Here is a 23,771-nt window from a genome sequence, read left to right as displayed (position 1 = left end):
CTCGATCATCGCGGTCACTGCGGCCTTTGGGATGAAGAACACCGATGTGGACATCACCAACCAATCGATCATTCTGAACTGGGCTCCGGAGGGGAAGATCCCCTACTCCCGGGTGCGGGTGGTCCGCTCCTGGTCCGTCAATTTCCGGGCGCTCTCCGAGGTCCATCAGCTGGTCACTGACATTATCTCCGGCCGGTTGCGACGTGCCGAGGCCGAGACCCGACTCCTGGAGATCACCCGCCAGCCCAAACCGTATCCACGTTGGGTGGCCACCCTTGCCGGTGCGGTATTCGCCGGACTCTTTGCCAGTTACACCGGAGCTCCACCGCTGGATGCCGCCTTGGGTTTTGTGGCCACACTGCTGGTACTGGCGGTCACCAAGGTTCTGTCTACCTGGCGGATGCCTGAGATCTTCGCCCTGGCCGCCGGTGGGCTGCTGGCCACCGTGGTCGCCCTCAGCGCGCTCTACGCCGGTGCCGATATCACCCCCTCCATGGTGGTGGCCGGCGGGCTGATGATTCTGCTTCCGAGCGTGCGCATCGTCTCGGCCATCCAGGATACGATCAACGCATTTCCGATCACCGCGGCCGGCCGCCTGGTCTCTTCCCTGGTCGCCTTCGCGGGGATGACCGCGGGCATTATGGTCGCAGTGGTGCTGGGCCATCAGGCTGGTGCCCCGCAGGTGGAGGTCGCCGAGGGCATCACTCGGATCTATCCGGCAGCTGTACTGATGATCCTGGTCTTTCTCACGGCGATCAGCGCGGCAGTAGTCCAGCAGGCCCCCTACCGCCTGCTGCTGCCCACCGGAGCAGTTGCGGCCCTGGGCTTCACCGGGTTCTACGCAGGTGAGCTGCTGGGGTTGGGCGATTGGTTCACCCCGCTGATCGGAGCTGTGATCATCGGGGCCCTGGCCCGGGTCACCGCACTGTGGCTGGGCGCCCCGCAGTTGGTGGTGGCCGTGCCGGCCATGATGTTCATGCTGCCCGGTCTGCTGATCTTCCGCGGGATGTACCAGATTGCGATCAGCGAGTCTGCGGCATACCGCACAGCCGGCCTCTACCAGCTCTTTGACGCACTGATCATCATCATGGCCATCGCTGCGGGCATCGTGCTCGGAGATGTCACCATGCGCCCGGCCACCAAACGGTTCCAGTCCAATGAGCGCTCACGCGGGCGGCGCCGGTAAGTACTCACCGCAGTCCCCAGTTAATCTCTGCCAACGCGGTGTAGAGCGGGGCCCCGGATCGCCCGCCGCCGAGCTCGGAGAGCACAAGGTGGGCAGTGTCCGCAGTCCACACCGGACCCTCGTAGACGGCCAGCGCCTCGGCCCGGCGCCGGAGCTGCTCCTCACCCCTGCGCCGGTCGCGGGTCCGGGCAAGGGTGAGATGAGCACGACGACGCTCCCGGGCAGCGGGCAGCCCAGGGTTGCGGGCGTACCCCGCGCCCACCTCCTCCACTCGGCGCATCAGGTTGATCAGCGGACTGGCACCGTTGGAATGCTCTGCCGCGGCCTGCTCCTGCACTCCGGCCCAGAGCGTGCGGCCGGTGAAGACCCCGGCGCCTCGCAGCCGCAGCGCGATCGGGGCGGTGTCATGGAGTTCAGCCTGCAGGTGGGAGCTCAGATCCTCCACGGCGCCAGCGGGGACCTCCCCGTAGAAGGCCAGGGTGATGTGCCGGTCCTCCGGAGCCACCCAGCGCAGTGCGGGACGGCCTCGCCCGGTGATCTCACCGGTGGCGGCGTCGTTGTTGACAGACTCCACTGCCGCACTGAGGTGATCGCTGACGTGCTCGGGCGGAAAGAGGCCCACAAACAGACGCATACCTGTGATCAACATCCCCACCGCGCCGGAGCATTCCGGGGCTCGGTGGACGGGCTTGCTCAGATGATCAGCGACAGCGGTCCCTGAGAGCTGGGACTGGTCTCAGGCGAAGAGCAGCCAGAAGACTGCTGCCGCACTGGCCAGGCTGAGCACCAGGAACAGCAGCAGCCAGAACGGGGCCGGCAGCGGCAGCAAGCGCCAGGCCCGCCCCGCCTGTGCCGCATCAGTCCCGGCCACCTCAGCAGGCCGACGACGCCGCCGGGTCAGGTGCACCCGCCAGACATCCAGAGTGCCGCGCACCCCCGCCAGGGCATAGAAGACCCCCAGCGCGACCACGGTATAGCCCACGATCTGCGGGTCGTTGTGCCACCAGATGATCCCGGTGCCCATAACCGCCAGCAGACAGGAGACGATCCCCACAAAGTTCCGCGAGAGCAGCAGCGCCAGCACCAGAATCACCTGGAAGACGGTCAGCGCAGCTCCTGCGTGCCCCGCCGCACCAAGCCAGACCAGCCCCACAGCCAGCAGTCCCGGAGCGGGGTAGCCGGCCAGGAAGGTCAGCAGAAGCCCGGGTCCCTGCGGCCTGCCGCGGGAGACCGTCACCCCAGAGGTATCACTGTGCAGCTTGATCCCGGAGACCCGGCGCCCGGTGAGCACCGCAGCGAACACATGCCCCATCTCATGCACTATGGTCGAGGCCTGCCTGGCCACCCGCCAGATCTGCGGCACGGCAGTCAGCAGCACCACCGCGGCGGTGATGGCCAGCACTATCTCGGGTTCGGGGGAGGCGGTGACGCCCCAGCGCTCAACGATCGCGCCGAGGGCATCCTGCACAGTTTCAGTCACGGGATTCGATAGTAGCCGGTACGGGATAGCATGACCGGGATGAGCAGCGCAGAGGACGACGCCGCCGCCGAGCCTTCTCAGCCCGAGCAGCCGGGTCAGCCCGAGGGGCAGGAGTCGCCCTGGTTGACCGCCCTGCGCAATGCCGCCCTGGTGGCCGTGGTGCTGGGCATGGCCTGGCTGCTGTTCAATGTGGACCTTCCCCCGGTGCGGGAGCTCCAGGAGACCATCGAAGGCTTCGGGTGGGCCGCCTGGTTCGTATTCACCGGCCTCTACGCACTGGTGGCACTGACTCCCATTCCGGTGACAATCATGGCCGTCACCGGAGGATTCCTCTTCGGTGTGGTCATCGGCAGTGTGCTCGCGGTGCTCGGCGCCTTCTTCGGCGCCTGGGGCGCCTATTGGCTGGCCCGGGGCCTGAGCAAACGCACGGTGCTGCGGATGCTGGGCAAGCACCGGCCACGGGTGGAGGACCACCTCACCAGCGCCGGCTTCGAGGCAGTCTGCGTGCTGCGGCTGATGCCCGGCGTGCCTTATTGGCCGGTGAACTATGGGGCTGGGGCCTTCGGGGTGCGCACTGCGGTCTACGTTCCGGCCAGCCTGCTCTCGGTCATCCCCGGCCAGATCTCCCTGGTGGCGGTAGGGGCATTCATTGCCGAGCCGGGCATCCTCACCGGGGTGCAGGTACTGGTGGCCTGGGGCGTCGTCGTGGTCCTGACGGTTTTGGCCTACCGCCTCTGGCGCAGCGCCAGGCGAGAGTAGGTGCGAGCGGCGGTGCGGCTCCGCTCAGTCAGCGATAGCAGCCAATACCTCGCCGGCCTTGACGCTGGTGCCCGGCTCCACTTTCAGCCCCTTGACCTTACCGGCCTTATGCGCGGTGATCGGCTGCTCCATCTTCATCGCCTCCAGCACCACCACCAGATCACCCTCAGCGACCTTGGCACCGTTCTTGACTGCCACCTTCACCACAGTGCCCTGCATAGGTGAAGTCAGGTCATTGCCGCTGGCCGCCGCAGCCGCAGCGGTGCGCTTGCGCCGTTTCTTCTTGGCACCAGCCTGGCCACTGCCGGTCAGTTTTCCGGCCGCCAATGAGGCCGGAACATTGACGGTGACCCGCTTGCCGTTGACTTCGACCACCACCTCCTCGCGGTCCTGCTGGTCCGCGCCTGCGGGGTGGGCGGTGAGTGCATTGAACGGCGGAATGTCATTGACGAACTCGGTCTCGATCCACCGGGTGTGCACGCTGAATCCGCCGGCCCGGGGCTGTTCGAGCTCCGGAGCGAATGCGGGGTCCTCCACCACCTTGCTGTGGAAGGGAATCACAGTGGGCATGCCTTCCACCTTCATCTCGGCCAGGGCTCGTTTGGCCCGCTGCAGGGCCTGGCGGCGGTCTGCGCCGGTGACGATCAGTTTGGCCACCATCGAGTCGAAGGCCCCGGAGACGGTCTCCCCAGCGCGGACCCCGGAGTCCACCCGCACCCCTGGCCCGGAGGGCAGCTCGAAGGTCTCCAGCTGGCCCGGGGCGGGCATGAAGCTGCGCCCGGGATCCTCCCCGTTGATCCGGAACTCGAAGCTGTGCCCGCGAACGGCCGGATCGTCATAGCCGAGCTTCTCCCCACGGGCGATCCGGAACTGCTCCCGTACCAGATCGATCCCGGTGACCTCCTCGGTCACCGGATGCTCCACCTGCAGCCGAGTGTTGACCTCCAAGAAGCTGATGGTGCCGTCAGCACCGATGAGGAACTCGCAGGTGCCTGCGCCGGTGTAGCCTGCCTCCCTGAGAATCGCTTTTGAAGCCCGGTACAGCTGCCGGTTCTGGGCCCGGGTGAGGAAGGGGGCAGGGGCCTCCTCCACCAGTTTCTGGTTCCGCCGCTGCAGGGAGCAGTCCCGGGTGGAGACCACCACCACGTTGCCGTGTGCATCGGCCAGGCACTGGGTCTCCACATGGCGGGGCTTGTCCAGGAACTTCTCGATGAAACACTCGCCGCGGCCGAAGGCGGCAGTGGCCTCCCGCACCGCCGATTCGTAGAGCTCTACGATCTCCTCCTGCTCACGGACCACCTTGATGCCGCGGCCGCCGCCGCCATGGGCAGCTTTGATGGCCAGCGGCAGGCCCTGCTTCTCAGCGAAGCGCAGCACCTCTTTGGCGGAGCTGACCGGCTCCTTGGTGCCCGGGGCAAGCGGAGCGCCCACCTTTTCGGCCAGCTGGCGGGCGGAGACCTTATCGCCCAGCAGCTCGATAGCCTGCGGGCTGGGACCGATCCAGACCAGCCCTGCGCTGATCACCGCACGGGCAAACTCCGCGTTCTCGGAGAGGAACCCATACCCGGGGTGCACCGCATCAGCTCCGGTGGCCTCGGCGGCTGCCAGCAGCTTATCGATCACCAGATAGGAGTCCGCGGCGGTGTCACCGCCCAGGGCATAGGCCTGGTCAGCCAGGCCCACATGCACAGCCTGGCGATCAGGTTCGGCGTAGACCGCCACCGTGGCGATCCCCTCATCCTGGGCGGCCCGAATGATCCGCACCGCGATCTCCCCGCGGTTGGCGATCAGTACTTTGTTGAACTGGCTCATCAACTTGTCCTTTGATCCTGCGATTGTTGGTCTTCTCTGTTCGGTGGGCACAAACGCCCATAGTTCGGCCCGAAAATACCCTGATATGTGGTCATTTGTGCCCACCCTCCGATGGCGGAGCGTGGAAATCCTTGATGCTGTGCCCCAGCTGCTCCAGCAGCCGGCCCAGGGCGGCCGGGGAGACCCCGATCACGGCCTCCCGGTCCCCATCCACCCTGTCGATGAACTCCGCCGCGCCGCCTTCCAGGGTGAAAGCCCCGGCGCAGTGCAGCGGCTCTCCGGATTCGCAGTAGCTGCGGATCTGGGCATCAGTGGGGGTGCCGAAGTGCACCTGCGAGGAGACCGTCTCGGAGGCTGCCGGCAGTTCCCCGCTGGGGCCCTGGGGAACCTCCCCCATGATCGCCTTCAGGAACCCGGAGAGCATTTTGTCCGGAGCGCCGTGCTTGGCCGCTCTGGCGTCGACCAACCAGTGCCCCGTGTGCAGATGCCCGGTCCGTCCGCGCATCTGCCGCCAGCGCTGCACCGCCACCTCCACTTTGTAGGGCTTGCCGTAGGAGGTGCCGTCCAGCTCGAACACCGAGTCGCAGCCCAGCACCAGAGCACCGCGGGCCTCAGGCTTGGCGGCCACATCCTCAGCCTTGGCCCGGGCCAGCAGCTCGGCCTCCTCGGCGGGTGAGAGCGGGCCGCCGGCCTCCACCGCCTGCTCCACCAGCACCGGCTCATCCACCTCAGAGACCACCACCTCGAAGCTGATGCCGGCCTGCTCGAGGATCATTCTGCGGCTAGGTGAGGCCGAGGCAAGAATCAGCCGGGGTGTGTGAGTGCTCATCGCATGCCTCCAGCGGCCTGGTACCAGGACGTCGGGCCCGGCCGGCCCCAGAGGCCGTGCTGGGAATCCTGCAGCCGGTGCCGGCGCTGCACGGTACGGTCAGCGGGACCGGTGCCCCCGGCGTCGTCATTGCTCTGCGGCTCTGCGGAGGCCAGTGTGCCCAACACAGCCACCACAGCGGCAGTCTCCTCTGCGGTGAGCTCGGCCCCGTGGACCGGTAGGGTCTGATCGTTCACAGTGGAATGTTTCCGTGCTTCTTTGCGGGCAGCTGCTCGCGCTTGTGGTAGGTGGCGCGCAGCGCCCTGGCAATCTGCCAGCGGGTCTCTGCCGGCTCGATCACCGCGTCGATATAGCCCAGTTCAGCGGCCTGATAGGGATTAAGCAGTGCGGACTCGTACTCCTCGATCAGCTCTGCGCGGCGAGCCTCCACATCCCCGCCGGCCTTCTCCACCGCGGCCAACTCGCGGCGGTAGAGGATGTTCACCGCGCCCTGGGCACCCATCACCCCGATCTGGGCGGTGGGCCAGGCCAGGTTCACATCGGCGCCGAGCTTCTTGGAGCCCATGACAATATAGGCCCCGCCGAAGGCCTTGCGGGTGATCACAGTGATCTTGGGCACTGTAGCCTCCGCATAGGCGTAGAGGAGTTTGGCCCCGCGGCGGATGATCCCGTTCCACTCCTGGTCGGTGCCCGGCAGGAACCCGGGCACATCCACCAGAGTGAGCACCGGGATGTTGAAGGCATCGCAGAACCGCACGAACCGTGCAGCCTTCTCACTGGCGGAGATGTCCAAGGTGCCGGCGAGCTGGCTGGGCTGATTGGCCACCACGCCCACCGAACGCCCCTCCACCCGGCCGAAGCCGATCAGAATGTTCGGCGCGTACATCGCCTGCAGCTGCAGGAAGTACCCGTCATCCAACAGCTGCTCCACCAGCTGAGTCATGTCATAGGGAGCGGAGGCGGAGTCTGGAATCATCGAGTTCAGCGCCTCATCCTCGGCCTCTATCTTGGGCCGGGCCTCAAAAGGCTCCACCGGGGCCTCCGCCAAATTGTTCAGCGGCAGGAACTCCAGCAGCTCTTTGGCAAACTCAATGGCATCGGCCTCATCGGCGGCCATATAGGCGGCAGTGCCGGTGGTGGTGTTATGGGTGCGCGCCCCGCCGAGCTCCTCCATCTGCACATCCTCACCGGTGACCGACTTGATGACATCAGGTCCGGTGATGAACATATGGCTGGTCTTATCCACCATGATCACGAAGTCATTCAGCGCCGGGGAGTAGGCGGCACCGCCGGCGGCAGGGCCCATGATCAAGGTGATCTGCGGAACCACCCCCGAGGCGTGCACATTATTGCGGAAGATATCGGCGAACATCGCCAACGAGGCCACACCCTCTTGGATGCGCGCCCCGCCGCCGTCATTAATTCCGATCACCGGGCAGCCATTGCGGGCGGCGAACTCCTGGACTTTGACGATCTTCTCCCCATTGACCGCAGAGAGGGATCCGCCGAAGACGGTGAAGTCCTGGGCGTAGACGGCCACCAGCCGGCCGTCCACCGTGCCGTAGCCGGAGACCAGGCCGTCGCCCAGCAGCTTTTTCTTCTCCATTCCGAAGGCATGGGTGCGGTGCACGGCAAGGGCGTCGAGCTCCACAAAGGAATCTTCATCCAGCAGCATCTCGATGCGCTCGCGGGCGGTGTGCTTGCCGCGGTTGTGCTGCTTGGCGATGGCCTCCTCGCCGGCCGGTGCCAGGGTCTTATCCCGCCGGGCCCGGAAGTCTGACAGCTTATCGGCAGTGGTCTTGGGCCGCGGTATCGGCTGCGGGGAATCTTCCATAGTGGTTTTCGGCGCACTTTCGTCGAGGTCCTACAAACTGAAGCACAGTCTAATGAGGATGCTGGGACGTCCTAATGTATGGACCCTACAAATTTAGGACGACGCCGCACACCTCACCTGGTAGCGGTGTTAGCTACCGGTCAGTAAGCTAAGGGGCTATGACGCAGCCCACAGCCTCGCTCGCCTCCAAGACCGTTCTGATCTCCGGCGGCAGCCGGGGGATCGGCCATGCCATTGCGGTGAAACTGGCGGCAGCCGGTGCAAATATCGTGCTGCTTGCTAAAACCGATCAGCCGCACCCCACCCTGCCCGGCACGGTGCACACCGCAGTGGCCGATGTTGAAGCCGCCGGAGGGCAAGGCCTGGCTATCGTCGGTGATATCCGCAACGACGAGGACATCACCCGGGCGGTGGACTCCGCGGTGGAGCGCTTCGGCGGAATCGACGCTGTGGTCAACAACGCCTCAGCCATTGATCTGCGCCCGGCAGAGCACCAAGACATGAAGCGCTACGACCTGATGCAGGACATCAATGCCCGCGGCAGCTTCGCCCTGTCCAGGGCCGCGATTCCGCATCTGCGCGCCAGCGCCCAGCAGTCGGGCTGGGACCCGAAGATCCTCACCCTGTCCCCGCCGATCAACCTGGACCCCAAATGGTTCGCCCAGAACCTGGGCTACACCATGAGCAAATACGCGATGTCGATGACCACAATCGGACTGGCCGCAGAGCTCGCCAGCGCCGGAGTGAAGGTCAACAGCCTCTGGCCGGTCACGCTGATCGCCACCGAGGCGGTACGCAATATCCCCGGCGGTAAGGACCTGGTCCCCGGGGCCCGCAGGCCCCAGATCGTGGCCGAGGCTGCCTACGCGCTGATCACCGGCGAGGCCGACCTGGACTCGGGGACCTTCCTCACCGATGAGCAGGTGCTCCGGGAGACCGGGATCACCGACTTCAGCGACTATGCGGTGGACCCCAGTGCCGAGCTGCTGCCGGACTTCTTCCTGTAACGAGATGCACCCTCTGGACACTGAGCTGCTGCACCGGCGGTTGGTGCAGCCAGGCCTCTACGCACGGCTGCACCGGGTAGAGTCCACCGGCTCCACCAATGCCGATCTGCTGGCTGCCTCGGCCCAGCCGGGCTTCTCCGAGCAGTGGCCGCATCTTTCGGTGCTCACCGCCGAGGAGCAGACGGGCGGGCGCGGCAGACTGGCCCGGGCCTGGTCCTCGCCCGGCGGCGGCTCCTTATCCAGCTCCATTGTGCTGCGGCCCAGTCTGCCCCCAGAGCAGAGGCACTGGCTCAGTCTGGCGGCCGGCCTTGCCCTAGTCGGGGTGCTGCGCAGCCGGGGTCTGCCCGCAGCGATGAAATGGCCCAATGATGTGCATGTGGAAGACCGCAAGATCTCCGGCATCCTGGCTGCAGTTCCGCCGCAGTCCCCAGAGACGGTCATCCTGGGCTGCGGGATCAACGTGCTGCTGAGCGCAGATCAGCTCCCCATCCCCACCGCAACCTCCCTGCTGCTGGAGCTGCAGCGGGCTGGGCTGCCCGCTCCGGCCCCGGACAGCCCGCAGGCGGCCCGGCTGCGCACCGAACTGCTGGCCGACTGGCTGGAGAGCCTGGCCGGACTCCTGCAGCGGATCCAGGGGGCAGGTGATATTGAGCCGATCCGGCAGGAGATCATCGCGGTGATCAGCACGGTCGGCAGGCAGGTCCGGGTGGAGCTTCCCGACGGCAGCACAGCTCACGGCACCGCCACCGGAGTCGAGCCCGAGGGTGCTCTGGCAGTAGAGGTGGACGGGCGGCGTCGTAGCTTCTCTGTGGGAGATGTGTATCATCTGCGCCAGTCCGGCGGGGCCTGAGCCCCGACGTAGACTGGTGACCATGCTGCTGAGACTCGTTGAGGGCGAACAGGTGATCCTGCGCACCCGCGCGCACCACCGGGCGCTGATCCCAGCTGCAGTGAATCTGTTGGTGACCATCGCCCTGATGAGTTTTCTGTTGGGGTACCTCACCCGGGATACCCAGCCGGAGTTCGTGCAGCAGTACAGCCATATCGCGGTGTTCCTGGTCTGGGCGGCGGGGCTGCTCAGCCTGGGGCTGGGCACGCTGAAGCCGCTTATCGGATGGTTGAACCGGTTCACCTTCCTGACCACTGACCGGCTGGTGGAGAAGAACCTCGTCGGAGCACCCCAGCCCACGGTGATCCCGCTGGCACTGCTCAGCCAGCACCAGATCAAACGCACCAATATGCAGGAGATGGCCGGGGCCGGAGATTTGGTGCTGATCCATGGCGCCTACGGCCAGCACCAACGCACCAGACTGCGCGACCTGCCAGATCCCGAGGGCTTCAACACTCTGCTGGCCCAGGAGCTGGGCGAGTACCGGCGCCGGGCCCAGGCCAGAGCGGCAGCCGCCCAGCAGGCCCAGTTCTCCGCTGCCGCCCGCGGAGATGTCCACGGCGCCTCCTTCGGAGCCGGCCGTGTCTGAGGAAATCACCGGGCAGGGGCCGCCCCCTTCCTGGAAGCGCGCCCGCCAGCGCGGGTTCGGGGCCAGCCCCTATATGGCCGATGAGACTGCCGAGCTGCCCCGCCTGGGCGATGAGGGCGGCTATACCGCAGAGGAGCTCTCCGCCGCGCGGGCTGACTGGAGCGACTTCCCTACAGTGCGCACCGGCCGTCCCAGCACCCGCCAGACCAGCCCCGCCCCGCCCCGGCCCGGGGCCCGGCAACCGACCGCAACCCCGACCGATCCCGAAGGTGCAGCCGCCTTCACCGGTCACCCGCTGCCGGAGACCCACTCCGAAGGCGCCTCCGCCACTGCGCCGATTCCCGCGCCCAGTTTGGAGGAGCGTGACTGGCACCGGAACATCCGGCACCTGGAGCACCGGCTGCTGGGCGCCGAGCGTACCCTGACCTACCGTGAGATGGCCCAGCGGATGGGAGTCTCCACCCGCTCGGCCCGCCGGCTTTGGCGGGCGTTGGGCTTCCCCAACCTGGAGGAGGACGTCAAGGCCTTCACCGAGGCCGATGCCGAGGCCCTAGCCCAGATGGTGGACCTGGTCCGGGAGGGGCACCTCAATCAGGAGACCGCGATCAGCCTGACCCGCTCCGTGGGCCAGATGACCGACCGCATGGTGGTCTGGCAGATCGAAGCGCTGGTCGAGGACAAGATCGCCAACCAGGAGCTCTCCGACGCTGAGGCGCGCAGTCAGGTGGTCGAGGCCCTGCCGGAGCTGATCGACCCCCTGCAGCAGCTGATGAGCTATGCCTGGCGGCGTCAGCTCTCAGCCGCCCTGCAGCGGCTCACCGTGCGGGTGGAGTCGGGCCTGGCCTCGGTCTCCCGGGGACGTGACGGCAGCGAGCCGGACGCGCCGCTGCCGCTGGCCCGCGCGGTGGGCTTCGCAGACCTGGTCTCATACACATCGCTCTCCCGGCAGATGAGCGAGCGCACCTTGGCCCATATGGTGCAGCGCTTCGAGTCCCGATGCGCGGAGATCATCTCCATCGGCGGGGGCCGGCTGGTCAAGACCGTGGGTGATGAGGTGCTCTACAACGCCGAGACCCCGGAGGCCGGGGCAGAGATTGCGCTGGCTCTGGCAGAGACCATCGCCGCAGATGATGTGCTCCCAGAGGCGCGGGTCTCAGTGGTCTGGGGCCGGGTGCTGTCCCGGATGGGAGACATCTACGGCCCCACTGTGAACCTCGCGGCACGGCTGACCTCCCTAGCCGATCCGGGCACCATCCTGGTGGACTCCACTACCGCCGCCCGCCTCGAGGAGAACCCGGACTACATGCTGGTGCCGCAGCCGCCGCGGATCGTCCGCGGCTTCGGCGAGGTAGCTCTCAGCATGCTGCTGCGCGCCCGCGGCAGCAGCATCGCCCTGGATAACAGCTAGAGCACGCGGAGATAACGGTGCGGTATCTATTCGTGACAAGATAGTTCCGTGAGCACCAGCGCCAATTCCGCCGACAGCACTGCGGTGCCGTATGTCGACTACGGCTACGGCTCCCATGTCGGCCTGCGCCGTGAGCTCAACGAGGACTCCTTCGTGGTCACCGACCGGCTCTATGCGGTGGCCGACGGAATGGGTGGGCACGAGGCCGGTGAGGTGGCGTCGTCGTTGGCTGTCCAGGCACTCGCTGAAGGCTGGGAATCCCATGCCGGTAAGGTCGGCGAGCAAGATCTCCAGAGGTTCTTAGACGATGCCGACGCCCGGATCAGGGAAGCCACCAACTCCAAGGCCGGCACCACGCTCACCGGTGCCGCAGTGGTGGAGGCCGCCGACCACCACACTGGCGAGGACCACCGGGGCCAGTGGCAGTGGCTGGTGTTCAATATCGGCGACTCGCGCACCTATCTGCTCAACGACGGGGCGCTGATCCGGCTCACCCGGGACCACTCCCAGGTCCAGGAACTGGCTGACTCTGGGATGATCACCGCCGCGGAGATGCACTCGCATCCGCAGCGCAATGTGATCACCCGTGCCCTGGGCGCTGGGGATATGCTCGGGGCAGACTTCACCACGGCCACTGTGGATACCGGCCAGCGGCTGTTGGTCTGTTCCGACGGGCTGACCGGGGAGCTCACCGATGAGCAGATCGCCCAGATCCTCAATGCCGGGCGCAATGCCCAGGAGACCGTTGACTGGCTGATCCACCAGGCGCTGCGCCACGGCGGCCGGGACAATGTCACCGTCATACTTGTAGATGTCACGTAGTACAGCAGCCAACTTTCTAGGGAGCTCTATGTCTGAGATCTCGCGCGCCGACGTCGAGCATCTTGCAAAACTCGCCCATATCGCCATGACCGATGCCGAGCTGGAGAAGATGACCAGCGAGCTCGGCGTGATTGTGGACTCTGTGAAGCAGGTCCAGGAGGCCGCCGGGGCGGATGTGCCTGCCACCAGCCATCCGCTGCCGCTGACCAATGTGTTCCGTGAGGATGTGGTGGGCCATGTGTTCACCGCCGAGGAGTCGCTGGCCAATGCGCCCGATGCTGAGGACTCACGGTTCAAAGTTCCGGCCATCCTGGATGGGGAGTGAGAAGAAGATGACGACGACGCCCGCAGAGCTCGTAAGGCTCACCGCAGCCCAGATGGCAGCCAAGCTCCGTGCCGGAGAGATCACCGCAGTGGAGCTCACCCAGGCCCACCTGGACCGGATCGCTGCGGTGGACGGAACGATCAACGCCTTCCTGCACGTCTCCGCCGAGGAGGCCCTGGAGACCGCCGCAGAGGTGGACAAGATCCGTGCCGCCGGAGGCACCGGCGCCCAGGCCCTTCACCCGCTGGCCGGCGTGCCGATCGCGGTCAAGGACCTCATCGTGACCAAGGGTCAGCCCACCACCGCCGGCTCCAAGATGCTGCAGGGGTGGATGAGCCCCTATGACGCCACCGTGGTGGAGAAGATCCGGGCGGCGAAGCTGCCGATCCTGGGCAAGACCAACCTGGACGAGTTCGCCATGGGCTCCTCCACCGAGCATTCGGCCTACGGGCCCACCCGCAACCCCTGGGACACCGGGCGCATCCCGGGCGGCTCCGGCGGCGGCTCGGCAGCGGCAGTGGCCGCCTTCGAGGCCCCGCTGGCCCTGGGCACCGACACCGGCGGCTCCATCCGCCAGCCCGGCGCGGTCACCGGCACCGTGGGCACCAAGCCCACCTACGGGTCAGTCTCGCGCTACGGGGCCATCGCCATGGCCTCCTCCCTGGACCAGATCGGCCCGGTGGCCCGCACCGTGGAGGACGCCGCGCTGCTGCACGAGCTCATCGGCGGCCACGACCCCAAGGACTCCACCTCCCTGCCCGAGGAGGTGCCCGCTTTCAGCGAGCACGCCCGCAACCACCAGCTGACCGGACTGCGCATCGGCATCATCAAGCAGCTGCAGGGCGAGGGGTACCAGGCCGGAGTGCTCGCCCGCTTCCAGGAGGCACTCGAGGCGCTGCGCAGTGCCGGAGCCGAGATCGTGGAGGTGGACTGCCCCAGCTTCGACTACGCCCTGGGCGCCTACTACCTGATCATGCCCTCGGAGGCCTCCTCCAACCTGGCCCGCTACGACGGGGTGCGCTACGGCACCCGGGTGCTCCCCGAGGAGGGGCCGCTGACCATCGAGCGGGTCATGGGAGCCACCCGGGCCGCCGGCTTCGGCGAGGAAGTCAAACGCCGCATCATCCTGGGCACCTATGCGCTCTCGGCCGGCTACTACGACGCCTACTACGGCTCGGCCCAGAAGATCCGCACCCTGATCCAGCGGGACTTCGAGGCCGCCTTCGAACAGGCCGATGTGCTGATCAGCCCCACCGCCCCCACCGTGGCCTTCCCGCTGGGGGCCAAGCTGGATGACCCGCTGGCCATGTACCTCAATGACATCGCCACCATCCCGGCCAACCTGGCCGGTGTACCCGGCATCTCGGTACCCGGCGGGCTCAGCTATGACGAGAACGAGCAGGGCCTGCCGGTGGGCATTCAGTTCCTGGCTCCGGCCAGGGAGGATGCCCGGGTCTACCACGCAGCCGGAGCCCTGGAGAAGCTGCTGCAGACCGATGCCGAGCCGCTGTGGGCACAGATCCCTGAGCTGGCAGAGACCGCCGGGGCGGCGTCGTCGTCCGTTGTGGAAGGAGCGAACTGATGACTGAGACTCTGACGGAAGCGCAGCCGCTGAGCTTCGAGGAGGCCCTGGAGCGCTACGAGCCGGTGATGGGCTTCGAGGTCCATGTGGAGCTGAACACCGCCACCAAGATGTTCTCCTCGGCGCCCAACGCCTTCGGCGATGAGCCCAATACCAACGTCAACGAGGTCTGCCTGGGGCTGCCCGGCACCCTGCCGGTGGTCAACGGCAAGGCCGTGGAATCGGCGATCAGGCTTGGTCTGGCGCTGAACTGCCAGATCGCCCCCTACTGCCGGTTCGCCCGCAAGCAGTACTTCTACCCGGACACCCCCAAGAACTGGCAGACCTCCCAGTACGACGAGCCCATCGCCTTCGACGGGCACCTGGATGTGGAGCTGGACGACGGCGAGATCTTCCGGGTGGAGATCGAACGGGCCCATATGGAGGAGGACGCCGGCAAGCTGACCCACGCCGGCACCTCCGGGCGCATCCAGGGCGCGGAGTACTCGCTGGTGGACTACAACCGCTCCGGGGTGCCGCTGATCGAGATCGTCACCAAACCCATCACCGGCGCCGGGGAGCGCGCCCCAGAGATCGCCCGGGCCTATGTCTCGGCCATCCGGGACATCGTCAAGGCCCTGGACATCTCGGATGCCAGGATGGAGCGCGGCAATGTCCGCTGCGACGCCAACGTCTCCCTGATGCCCAAGGGCTCCAGCCGGTTCGGCACCCGCAGCGAGACCAAGAACGTGAACTCCATGCGCGCGGTGGAGCATGCGGTGCACTACGAGATCCGCCGCCATGCCGGGATTCTGGCCGCAGGCGGGTCCATCGTCCAGGAGACCCGGCACTGGCAGGAGACCACCCGCACCACCAGCTCCGGGCGGCCCAAGTCCGACGCCGATGACTACCGGTACTTCCCCGAACCCGACCTGGTGCCGGTCACCGTCACCGAGGAATGGGTGGCCGCACTGCGCGCGGAGCTGCCGGAGCCTCCGGCAGAGCGACGCCGCCGGCTGCGCCAGTCCTGGGGCTACACCGACGCGGAGTTCCGAGATGTGATCGCCGCCGGGCTGCTCGACGCCATCGAGGAGACCGTGGAGCAGGGAGCGGCTCCGGCCGTGGCCAGGAAGTGGTGGATGGGCGAGATCTCCCGGCTTGCCAACGCCCGGGACACCGAGCCTGCCGAGCTGGGCGTGTCCCCGGCCACCATCGTGGAGCTCAACGGGCTGATCGAGCAGGGCAGGATCAACGACAAGATCGCCCGCCAGGTCCTGGAGCACCATGTGGACGGCGAAGGATCCCCGGCGGAGATCGTGGCGGCCCGCGGCCTGGAGGTGGTCTCCGACGACGGCGCGCTCACCGCCGCTGTGGAGAAGGCCATGGCCGAAAACCCCGATGTGGTGGAGAAAGTGGCCGCCGGCAAGCTCAAGGCCATCGGCGCGCTCATCGGTCCGGTGATGAAAGAGACCCGCGGTCAGGCTGATGCTGGCAAGGTCCGCGAGATCGTCCTGCAGAAACTCGGCATCGAAGGCTAACTCCGCGTCTGATCTGCTACGACGGCGCCCCAAGAGAGTAAGTTCTTGGGGCGCCGCTCCCATTTAATGAGTGACTCAGATCACTTCAGCGTGTAAAGTAACCGGCAACGGGAAATGTTCTTGTAACACTCGGCAGAACTTTCGCAAACCGTGTGAAACAGAAGTCGAGTAGATTAAGCGCATTCTGGGAGAACCCAGGGGTGCCTTCGGGCACCTGAAACTCGCCTTTGAACATCCACATGAGGGGATGAACGCTATGAGTCCGCACGGACAGATCCTGGCGGCCGAACAGTCGCCGATCCAGGATTTCGCTGACACGATTGACCATCACTTTGGCAATATCACCGAGTTCTTCGTCAACCTGATCTTTGGCACTTCAGTGCAGATCCCCCTGGGCGCGCCGTTCCCTGAGGGCACCGCACTGTGGGACGGCTCCCTGGTGGTCCTCTGGGCCATTGTGGCCGCCATCGGCTTCACCATCTACTTCAAGGGCGTGCAGTTCACCGGCTTCCACGTGGCACTGGAGACGGTGCGCGGCAAATACTCCAGCAAGGATGATCCCGGCGAGGTCACCCACTTCCAGGCGTTGACCGCAGCGGTCTCCGGCACCGTGGGCTTGGGCAACATTGCAGGTGTGGCCGCAGCCATCGCTCTGGGCGGGCCCGGGGCCACGTTCTGGATGATCCTGGCTGGTCTGTTGGGCATGTGCACCAAGTTCGTCGAGTGCACCCTGGGTGTCCGCTACCGCACTATTGATGAGGACGGAACCGTCCACGGCGGACCGTTCAAGTACCTGCCGGTGGCCTTCCGGAAGCTGGGCCGGGTCCCGGTGGCCATCATCACCGGAATCTTCGCCATCTCCGTGATGCTCTTCGGCATCATCGGCGGCGGCATGTTCCAAGCCAACAACGCGTTCACCGGAATCCGCGATGCGCTGGGCACAGTCACCGGCAGCGAGAACACCATCCTGCATGCTGATGCCGGGGCCCTAGTCTTCGGCATCGTCTTCGCGGCCCTGGTGGCCCTGGTGATCATCGGCGGCATCAAGTCCATCGCCAAGGTCACCGCCTCCTTGGTCCCGGCCATGGCCGGTATCTACGTACTGGCATGTCTGGTGGTCATCTTCGCCAACTTCGGCAACATCGGTGCGGCTCTCGAGGCGATATTCGTCGGCGCGTTCTCCCCTGAAGGTGTGGCCGGCGGTGTCATCGGTGTGATCATCATCGGTGTCCAGCGTGCCGCCTTCTCCAACGAGGCCGGCATCGGCTCAGCGCCGATCGCGCACTCTGCGGTGAAGACCAAGCGGCCCGTCTCTGAGGGCTTCGTGGCAGCGCTGGAGCCCTTCATCGACACTGTGGTGGTTTGTACCATGACTGCCCTGGTGATCATCTTCGCCTGGTACCCCGACCAGGGCACCTTCACCGGTGCCGTGGAGGAGCACGCAGATGCTCCGATCGGGCTGACCTTCAGTGCTTTCGACTCCTTCTTCGACGGATTCTCGGTGCTGCTGGCCATCGCGGTGTTCCTCTTCGCGTTCTCCACCCTGATCACCTGGAGCTACTACGGTATACAGGCATGGCGCTACCTGTTCGGCAAGAACCAGGCCAGCGATATGGTCTTCCGGGTGATCATCTGCATCATGATCGTCATCGGCTGCCTGGTGTCCTTCGCCAACATCATCGACTTCGCTGATGCCGCCCTGTTCCTGTGCATCTTCATCAACGTGATCGGCCTGGTCATCCTGGCCCCGGTGGTCAAGAAGGAGATGGAACAGTACCTGGCTGACCGTAAGGCCGGCCGCCTGCACGAGGACCCGGAGTACATCCCCGGTCCGGAGGATATGACAGTGGTGGTGGACGGGAACAAGGTCTCCTCCGACACCTGATCCGAGGAACCCGAACAACTGACGCACCGCAGCGAGCCCGCCGGACTGCCCAGGCAGATTTCGGCGGGCTCGCTACATCCTGGGCAGTGTTGAGCAAGCTCCAAGCTTCCGTTGGGTTCGCACTGACCTGGGACTCCTAGCGTGGCCAGTGTTGGTTAAGCAGACCACGATGAAGCGAACCTTCAAGGAAGGTGATGATCATGCAGCTTGCCACCCTTCGCTCGATCTACGAGGCCGAACCCCCTTTCGCCACGGTCTACCTGCAGGCTCAGCCCGCAACCGCCGATGCTGAGCATCAGGTCCGGCTGCGCTGGGACGCGCTGCGCAAGCAGCTGGCTGATGCCGGTGCCCATGATGAGACGCTCCAGGCGCTGGATGCTGCTCTGCTCACCGAGGAGATCGCCGCAGTCCAAACCGAAGGCCGAATACTGGTCGCCAACCGCCGCGGCATCCTGCTCGAGGAGGACTTCGACGCCACCGGCGAGGGCGGTGACCGGGCGATCCTGGGCGAGCCGCCCGCCTTGGGCGACTACTTGCGCCAACGGCTGCGCTCCGTGCGTGCTCTGGTGGTACTGGTGGATAAGGAACGGGCCACGCTGCGCCGGGAAGTCCTCACCTCCTCGGCCGTACTGGAGGAGGCGCCGTCCTCGGCGGTTGAGGGTTCCGCCACCGAAACCGTGAACAAGCCCCGCGAGGGCGGTGAGCACCACCGGCGGATGCAGCAGCGCGCCGATGAGGCCGCCTGGCTGAACATCCGCGATATTGCTGATCACGTCCGCAAGGTCGCCGCCGGCTGGCAGCCTGATGCGGTGGTGGTGGCCGGGGAGGTGCAGGGCCGCAAGCTGCTGTTGAACGAGCTGCCCACCGATCTCAGCGAGATCTCCCATGAGCTGGAGACCGGCGGGGGGATCCCCAATGACTCCGCGGACTCCGGCGGCGAGCAGGCGCTGGCCGATGAGCTGGCTGGCCTGGCCCGGCGTATCACCATCGATCGCGTCCGGGAGCAGACCGAGCGCTTCGGCGATGCCCGCGCCAACGGACTGGCGGTAGAAGGCACCGAGGACATCCGGCGCGCAGCCCAGCTCGGCGCCGTGGAGACCCTGCTGCTGCGCTACAACGCTGAAGCGGAGGAAGAAGATCAGCTGCTGCAGGCGGCCGCTGAGGTGGACGCCGGAGTTGCCCTGGTGGGCACCGGGGTCTCTGGAAATGTGGCGGCCATCCTGCGGTACCAGGCACCGGTGGACCAGATGGATGTCCAGCCCCAGGGCTAGACTTGATCGGGTGACTACAGAGCACGACGACGCCGCTGCCCCTCCGCCTGAACTGCGTGAGGAGTATGCCCAACTCGCCGAGGAGGTGGCCACCCACCAGGTGGCCTATCACCAGAAGGATGCCCCTCTGGTCTCGGACGCCGAGTACGACGAGCTGATCCACCGGCTGCGGCGCATCGAGGCTGAGCATCCTGAGCTGAAGTCCGCGGACTCACCCACTGAGCAGGTGGGCGGGGCCCCATCGGAGGCCTTCGCCCCGGTGGACCACATTCAGCGGCTGTACTCCCTTGAGGACCTGTTCTCCCGGGAGGAGCTGCGGGTCTGGTATGACCGGGCCGTTGCCTCCCTGCAGCGGCAGCGCCCGGAGGAGAAGCCCCGCTGGCTGGTGGAGCTGAAGATTGACGGTTTGGCCATCAACCTGCTCTACCGCAGCGGGGAGCTGGTCCGGGCCGCCACCCGCGGCGATGGGATCACCGGGGAGGATGTCACCCATAATGTGCGCACCATCAAAGACATTCCGCAGACCCTGGCGGGGGAGAACCACCCGGAGGAGCTGGAGGTCCGCGGGGAGATTTTCATGCCCTCCGCAGACTTTGAGGCGTTCAATGAGACCCTGATCTCCGCTGGCAAGCCGCCGCTGGCCAATCCCCGCAATGCTGCTGCCGGGTCCATTCGGCAGAAAGACCCGGCCAAGACCGCAAAACGGCCGCTGTCCATGTTCGTACACGGGATCGGCGCCCGTTCCGGCCTGGAGCTGACCAGCCAGCACGAGGCCTATGACCAGCTGGCTGCCTGGGGGCTGCCGGTCTCGCCGTACACCGAGATTCTGGATACCTTCGAGCAGATTGAGGCCTACCTAGACCGGTACCAGGACAAACGCCATGATCTGGTCCACCAGATCGACGGCGTGGTCATCAAGGTGGATGACTTCACTCATCAGCGGGCCCTGGGCCATACCTCGCGGGTGCCGCGCTGGGCGGCTGCGTTCAAGTATCCGCCCGAGGAGGTCACCACTGAGCTGCTCGACATCCGCGTGCAGGTGGGCCGCACCGGACGGGTCACCCCGTTTGCGGTGCTGGAGCCGGTGAAGGTGGCCGGGTCCACCGTGGAGAAGGCCACTCTGCACAACCAGGATGTGGTCAAGGCCAAGAACCTGCTGATCGGCGACCGGGTCACCATCCGGAAAGCCGGCGATGTCATTCCGGAAGTGCTCGGCCCGGTGCTGCCGGAGAGGAAACGGCGCCAGGAGGAGCCAGGGCGCCTGAGGGAGTTCGTCTTCCCTACCCACTGTCCCTCCTGCGGTGCGGCCCTGGCACCGACCAAAGAGGACGACGTCGATATCCGCTGCCCCAATACAGAGTCCTGTCCCAAGCAGCTCAGTGAACGGGTCAGTCATATCGGCTCCCGCTCAGCACTGGACATTGAGGCCCTGGGTGATGAGGCCGCCAATGCCCTGACTCAGCCGGACGAGCCGAATCCTGCTCCGCTGCGCAGTGAGGCAGACCTGTTTCACCTCAGCCCAGAGGATCTTCGAGAGGTCCGTATCTGGCGGGATAAACGGGGCAAAGATGCGGGTCCCGGGCAGCGGGAGCTGGTCCGGTACTTCTGGACCAAGAACGGGCAGAAACCCACAGCCAATACCGTCAAGCTCTTTGCCGAGCTGGAGAAGGCTAAACAGCAGCCCCTGTGGCGGGTGCTGGTGGCACTGTCCATCCGGCATGTGGGCCCCACCGCATCCCGCGCGCTGGCCTCGGCCTACGGATCCATGGACAAGATCCGTGCTGCTGACGAGGAGGAGCTGGCTGGCATTGACGGAGTGGGCCCGGTGATCGCAGCCTCTGTGCGTGAGTGGTTCAGTGTGGACTGGCATGTCCGGGTGGTGGACCGCTGGGCCGAGGCCGGAGTGCGGATGGTCGATGAGGTCGATGAGGACACCCCGCGCACTTTGGAGGGGCTGACCGTAGTGGTCACCGGTTCCTTGGAGAACTACTCGCGGGATGAGTCCAAGGAGGCGATCATCTCCCGCGGGGGCCGAGCCTCCGGCTCGGTGTCCAAGAAGACCGACTATGTGGTGGCCGGCGAGAACGCCGGATCCAAACTCACCAAGGCTGAGCAGCTCGGCGTCCCGGTGCTGGACGAAGAGCAGTTCAGCCTGCTGCTGACCCACGGACCCGAAGGGCTGGAGAACCAAGGATGACCTATTCCGAGAGACTCAATGAGCTGTTGGCCATCGCCTCCGAGGCCGCCGCAGCCGGGGCGGCAGTCCTGGCCGAGCGGGAGCAGGTGGCCCCCACCGGGCTGCCGCTGGACCGGGAGAGTCACGGCATCACCACCAAGTCCTCGGAGTCCGACTTCGTCACCGACTTCGACCGCCGGGCCGAGGATGCTGTCCGGGAGGTGATCAGCGCCCGGCGTCCCCATGACGTGATCTCCGGGGAGGAGTACGGCACCACTGAGGTGAGCGATCCCTCCGGCTACCGCTGGTCCATCGACCCCCTGGACGGCACTACCAATTTTGTCCGCGGCATCGTCTACTACTGCACTTCCGTGGCGGTCCAGGACCCTGAAGGGGAGTGGATCATCGGCGTGGTCAACGCCCCCGCCCTGGATCGTGTGTGGTGGGCCGCCAGAGGAATGGGAGCCTACACCCGCCGCGGACAGGGCGAGCCGGTGGCGCTGACCGGTCCGGCCGGTGATCTCGGCTCCGGGCTGCTTGCCACCGGCTTCGGCTACGATCCGGCCCGCAAGGCCCAGCAGGTGGAATCGGTGGGGCTGATGAATGACCACTTTGGCAACATCCGCAGGCTCGGCTCGGCCGCCCTGGACATCTGCCTGGTGGCAGATGGCACCCAGGACGCCTACGCCGAGTACGGGGGTCAGGAGCACGACTGGGCCGGCGGAGCGGTGATCGCTGAGGAGGCTGGTGTGCCGGTGCGCCGCCCGGCCTCCGGGGACGGAGTCAACCACCCGGACTGGTGCATCATCGGCCGCATCGGCATCGAGCCGGCCCAGCTTAAGCCGGTCCCCACCGGACTGTAGCTGCCAGGCAGGGGCCGATGAGCTTCACCAAACGCGTTCTGGGGCCTGCCGGAGCGGCTGAGGCTGCCGGGCTGCGCTGGCTGCGCTCTGCCGAGCAGGCCGGCGGACCACGGGTGGTGGAGGTGCTGGAGGTCCAGCCAGAAGCACTGGTCCTGGAGAGTATCGCCACCGGTGAGGCCACCCAGGAGGCTGCCCGGGGCTTCGGAGCAGCTCTGGCCCGGCTGCACACCTGGCTCTGGCCGGAGCGCGCAGGGCGCGACGACGCCGCCCCACCTCGGTTCGGGCAGCTTCCGCCCGGGCATCCTCCGTCGGTTCCGGCGCTGTTCGGACCCGCTGGACAGTTGTTGGAGCTGGGGGCGGGCCGGCACAGCTCCTGGGGAGCATTCCATGCCGCGGAGCGGCTGGACCCGGTGCTGGGGCAGCTGGATGAGCAGGCGGCGTCGCTTCGCTCACGCTCCGCAATTGCCTCGGGAGACCCCGAGGTGCCGCCGGTCTCCGCTCGGCTCCATCGGGCGTCGTCCTCGGACCTGGAGGTGCTCCGGGCGGCACGGGACCGGATTGCCGCTGGGGACTTCGACGGCTCCGAGCCGGCCTCTCTCCTCCACGGCGATCTGTGGAGCGGCAATGTCCTTTGGTCCCCGCAGGGCGCAGTGCTGATCGACCCGGCAGCGCATGCCGGGCACCGCGAATCTGATCTGGCGATGCTGCAGCTGTTCGGCCTGCCGCATCTGGACACGGTGCTGGAGCCCTACCAAGAGACTGCTCCGCTTGAGCCAGGTTGGCAGGATCGGGTTCCTGTGCACCAGTTCTTTTACCTGGGGGTGCACTGGCTGCTCTTCGGCCCGGCCTACCGGGAGGCCACGATGACCGCCGCCCGCCGGATCCTGGCCCTGTGACCTTCCTGCCAGGTGGGGTCCACCTCGTAGGGTTGGTACTGAACAGATCGAAAGCGAACAGAAGGGTGCCATGAGGACTGAGCCGGTGCAGCGTTTCCAAGTGGTTCCTGCGGCCTTCGTGCACCTAATGGATGAGCAGGATCGGGTGCTGCTGTCTTACCGTCAAGGCACTGGGTGGATGGATGAGCACTGGGCCTGCGGGGCGGCTGGCCATGTTGAGGAGTCGGAGAGCGTTTTCCAGGCGGCGGTGCGGGAAGCTCACGAGGAACTGGGTGTGGTGATCAGAGCAGCAGATCTCATTCCGTTGACTGTTGTGCACCGCACCAATGGCAGCGGCAAGCCTATCGATGAACGGGTGGACTTCTACTTCACGGTGCGGAACTGGGAAGGCCGGCCCAGGATCCGGGAACCGGAGAAAGCCTCCGAGCTTCAGTGGGCGCATCTGAATGATCTACCTGAACCAACCATTCCTTATGAGCGGTTCATCCTGGAGCAGTGGGCCGAGGGCTCTCTGTCTCCGATTACCGCCTACGGCTTCCCGGAGTAGTCTCACGGGTCAGACCGGCACCGTCTCCGTACCTGCCGATAGGCTGATCTCTAATCACTTGACTGAGCACTGTGCGCTGAGGAGGCCGACATTT

General features: G+C 66.2%; 22 protein-coding genes. 16 read left to right on the top strand and 6 right to left on the bottom strand.

What is annotated here, in order from left to right:
• The coding region (locus tag GNZ21_RS10530; RefSeq protein WP_157324074.1) for a threonine/serine exporter family protein at positions 1-1,186 on the top strand (1,186 nt) is incomplete at its 5' end.
• A gap of 4 nt (positions 1,187-1,190) precedes the next feature.
• Here the strand turns inward: GNZ21_RS10530 and thpR are convergent.
• Both thpR and GNZ21_RS10520 read right to left on the bottom strand, forming a co-directional pair.
• Entirely contained in the window at positions 1,191-1,820 is a 630-nt protein-coding gene (thpR, locus tag GNZ21_RS10525) for an RNA 2',3'-cyclic phosphodiesterase (RefSeq protein ID WP_157324072.1), read from the bottom strand.
• 102 nt (positions 1,821-1,922) lie between these two features.
• Positions 1,923-2,666, bottom strand: coding sequence for a M50 family metallopeptidase (locus tag GNZ21_RS10520; RefSeq protein ID WP_157324070.1), 744 nt, complete (start codon positions 2,664-2,666; stop codon positions 1,923-1,925).
• A 39-nt stretch (positions 2,667-2,705) separates the two neighbouring features.
• Here GNZ21_RS10520 and GNZ21_RS10515 point away from each other — a divergent pair, with 39 nt between their 5' ends.
• Complete coding sequence (locus tag GNZ21_RS10515) at positions 2,706-3,425, top strand: TVP38/TMEM64 family protein (RefSeq protein ID WP_229659327.1); 720 nt, start codon at positions 2,706-2,708, stop codon at positions 3,423-3,425.
• Positions 3,426-3,449: 24 nt separating this feature from the next.
• Here the strand turns inward: GNZ21_RS10515 and GNZ21_RS10510 are convergent, their stop codons facing one another.
• From GNZ21_RS10510 to GNZ21_RS10495, 4 genes are all read right to left on the bottom strand, one after another.
• Positions 3,450-5,237 carry an acetyl/propionyl/methylcrotonyl-CoA carboxylase subunit alpha gene (locus GNZ21_RS10510; protein ID WP_157324068.1) on the bottom strand — a complete coding sequence of 596 codons (1,788 nt, stop codon included), beginning with the start codon at positions 5,235-5,237 and terminating at the stop codon, positions 3,450-3,452.
• A 91-nt stretch (positions 5,238-5,328) separates the two neighbouring features.
• Positions 5,329-6,066 (bottom strand): Maf family protein, encoded by a 738-nt coding sequence (locus GNZ21_RS10505; protein WP_157324066.1) that lies wholly within the window; start codon positions 6,064-6,066, stop codon positions 5,329-5,331.
• Entirely contained in the window at positions 6,063-6,302 is a 240-nt protein-coding gene (locus GNZ21_RS10500; RefSeq protein ID WP_157324064.1) for a hypothetical protein, read from the bottom strand. Before GNZ21_RS10500 ends, GNZ21_RS10505 begins: the two co-directional genes overlap by 4 nt.
• Positions 6,299-7,900, bottom strand: coding sequence for an acyl-CoA carboxylase subunit beta (locus GNZ21_RS10495; protein ID WP_157324062.1), 1,602 nt, complete (start codon positions 7,898-7,900; stop codon positions 6,299-6,301). Before GNZ21_RS10495 ends, GNZ21_RS10500 begins: the two co-directional genes overlap by 4 nt.
• Positions 7,901-8,058: 158 nt before the next feature.
• Here GNZ21_RS10495 and GNZ21_RS10490 point away from each other — a divergent pair, with 158 nt between their 5' ends.
• The 14 genes from GNZ21_RS10490 (at position 8,059) to GNZ21_RS10425 (ending at position 23,677) form a co-directional block, all read left to right on the top strand.
• A complete protein-coding gene (locus GNZ21_RS10490; RefSeq protein ID WP_157324060.1) occupies positions 8,059-8,907 on the top strand; it encodes an SDR family oxidoreductase in 849 nt (282 codons plus the stop codon).
• Between the two features lie 4 nt (positions 8,908-8,911).
• Entirely contained in the window at positions 8,912-9,757 is an 846-nt protein-coding gene (locus GNZ21_RS10485) for a biotin--[acetyl-CoA-carboxylase] ligase (protein ID WP_157324057.1), read from the top strand.
• A gap of 22 nt (positions 9,758-9,779) precedes the next feature.
• On the top strand, positions 9,780-10,385 hold the full coding sequence (locus GNZ21_RS10480) for a hypothetical protein (protein WP_157324054.1): 606 nt from the start codon (positions 9,780-9,782) through the stop codon (positions 10,383-10,385).
• Positions 10,378-11,793, top strand: a complete 1,416-nt coding sequence (locus GNZ21_RS10475) for an adenylate/guanylate cyclase domain-containing protein (RefSeq protein ID WP_308805440.1) — start codon at positions 10,378-10,380, stop codon at positions 11,791-11,793. The genes GNZ21_RS10480 and GNZ21_RS10475 overlap by 8 nt, the downstream gene beginning before the upstream one ends.
• 48 nt (positions 11,794-11,841) lie before the next feature.
• A complete protein-coding gene (locus GNZ21_RS10470; protein ID WP_229659326.1) occupies positions 11,842-12,615 on the top strand; it encodes a protein phosphatase 2C domain-containing protein in 774 nt (257 codons plus the stop codon).
• Between the two features lie 28 nt (positions 12,616-12,643).
• Positions 12,644-12,940 (top strand): Asp-tRNA(Asn)/Glu-tRNA(Gln) amidotransferase subunit GatC, encoded by a 297-nt coding sequence (gatC, locus tag GNZ21_RS10465; RefSeq protein ID WP_157324052.1) that lies wholly within the window; start codon positions 12,644-12,646, stop codon positions 12,938-12,940.
• A 7-nt stretch (positions 12,941-12,947) separates the two neighbouring features.
• The gene (gene gatA / locus GNZ21_RS10460; protein ID WP_157324050.1) at positions 12,948-14,522 is read left to right on the top strand and encodes an Asp-tRNA(Asn)/Glu-tRNA(Gln) amidotransferase subunit GatA; all 1,575 of its coding nucleotides are present in this window, start codon (positions 12,948-12,950) and stop codon (positions 14,520-14,522) included.
• Complete coding sequence (gene gatB / locus GNZ21_RS10455; protein ID WP_157324048.1) at positions 14,522-16,039, top strand: Asp-tRNA(Asn)/Glu-tRNA(Gln) amidotransferase subunit GatB; 1,518 nt, start codon at positions 14,522-14,524, stop codon at positions 16,037-16,039. The genes gatA and gatB overlap by 1 nt, the downstream gene beginning before the upstream one ends.
• Positions 16,040-16,295: 256 nt before the next feature.
• A complete protein-coding gene (locus GNZ21_RS10450; RefSeq protein WP_157324046.1) occupies positions 16,296-17,924 on the top strand; it encodes an alanine/glycine:cation symporter family protein in 1,629 nt (542 codons plus the stop codon).
• A gap of 200 nt (positions 17,925-18,124) precedes the next feature.
• Positions 18,125-19,195 carry a baeRF2 domain-containing protein gene (locus GNZ21_RS10445; RefSeq protein WP_157324044.1) on the top strand — a complete coding sequence of 357 codons (1,071 nt, stop codon included), beginning with the start codon at positions 18,125-18,127 and terminating at the stop codon, positions 19,193-19,195.
• Entirely contained in the window at positions 19,176-21,392 is a 2,217-nt protein-coding gene (ligA, locus tag GNZ21_RS10440) for an NAD-dependent DNA ligase LigA (RefSeq protein ID WP_157324042.1), read from the top strand. The genes GNZ21_RS10445 and ligA overlap by 20 nt, the downstream gene beginning before the upstream one ends.
• The gene (locus GNZ21_RS10435; RefSeq protein WP_157324040.1) at positions 21,389-22,234 is read left to right on the top strand and encodes an inositol monophosphatase family protein; all 846 of its coding nucleotides are present in this window, start codon (positions 21,389-21,391) and stop codon (positions 22,232-22,234) included. The genes ligA and GNZ21_RS10435 overlap by 4 nt, the downstream gene beginning before the upstream one ends.
• Positions 22,235-22,251: 17 nt before the next feature.
• Positions 22,252-23,130, top strand: coding sequence for a fructosamine kinase family protein (locus GNZ21_RS10430; RefSeq protein ID WP_157324038.1), 879 nt, complete (start codon positions 22,252-22,254; stop codon positions 23,128-23,130).
• A gap of 70 nt (positions 23,131-23,200) precedes the next feature.
• On the top strand, positions 23,201-23,677 hold the full coding sequence (locus GNZ21_RS10425; protein ID WP_157324036.1) for an NUDIX hydrolase: 477 nt from the start codon (positions 23,201-23,203) through the stop codon (positions 23,675-23,677).
• The last annotated feature ends 94 nt before the right edge of the window (positions 23,678-23,771 follow it).

Origin of the sequence: Nesterenkonia alkaliphila (genome assembly GCF_009758175.1) — a bacterium.
Lineage (GTDB): Bacteria > Actinomycetota > Actinomycetes > Actinomycetales > Micrococcaceae > Nesterenkonia > Nesterenkonia alkaliphila.
The sequence above is the reverse complement of the archived record's forward strand: the minus strand, read 5'-3'. Positions and strand labels throughout refer to the sequence as shown.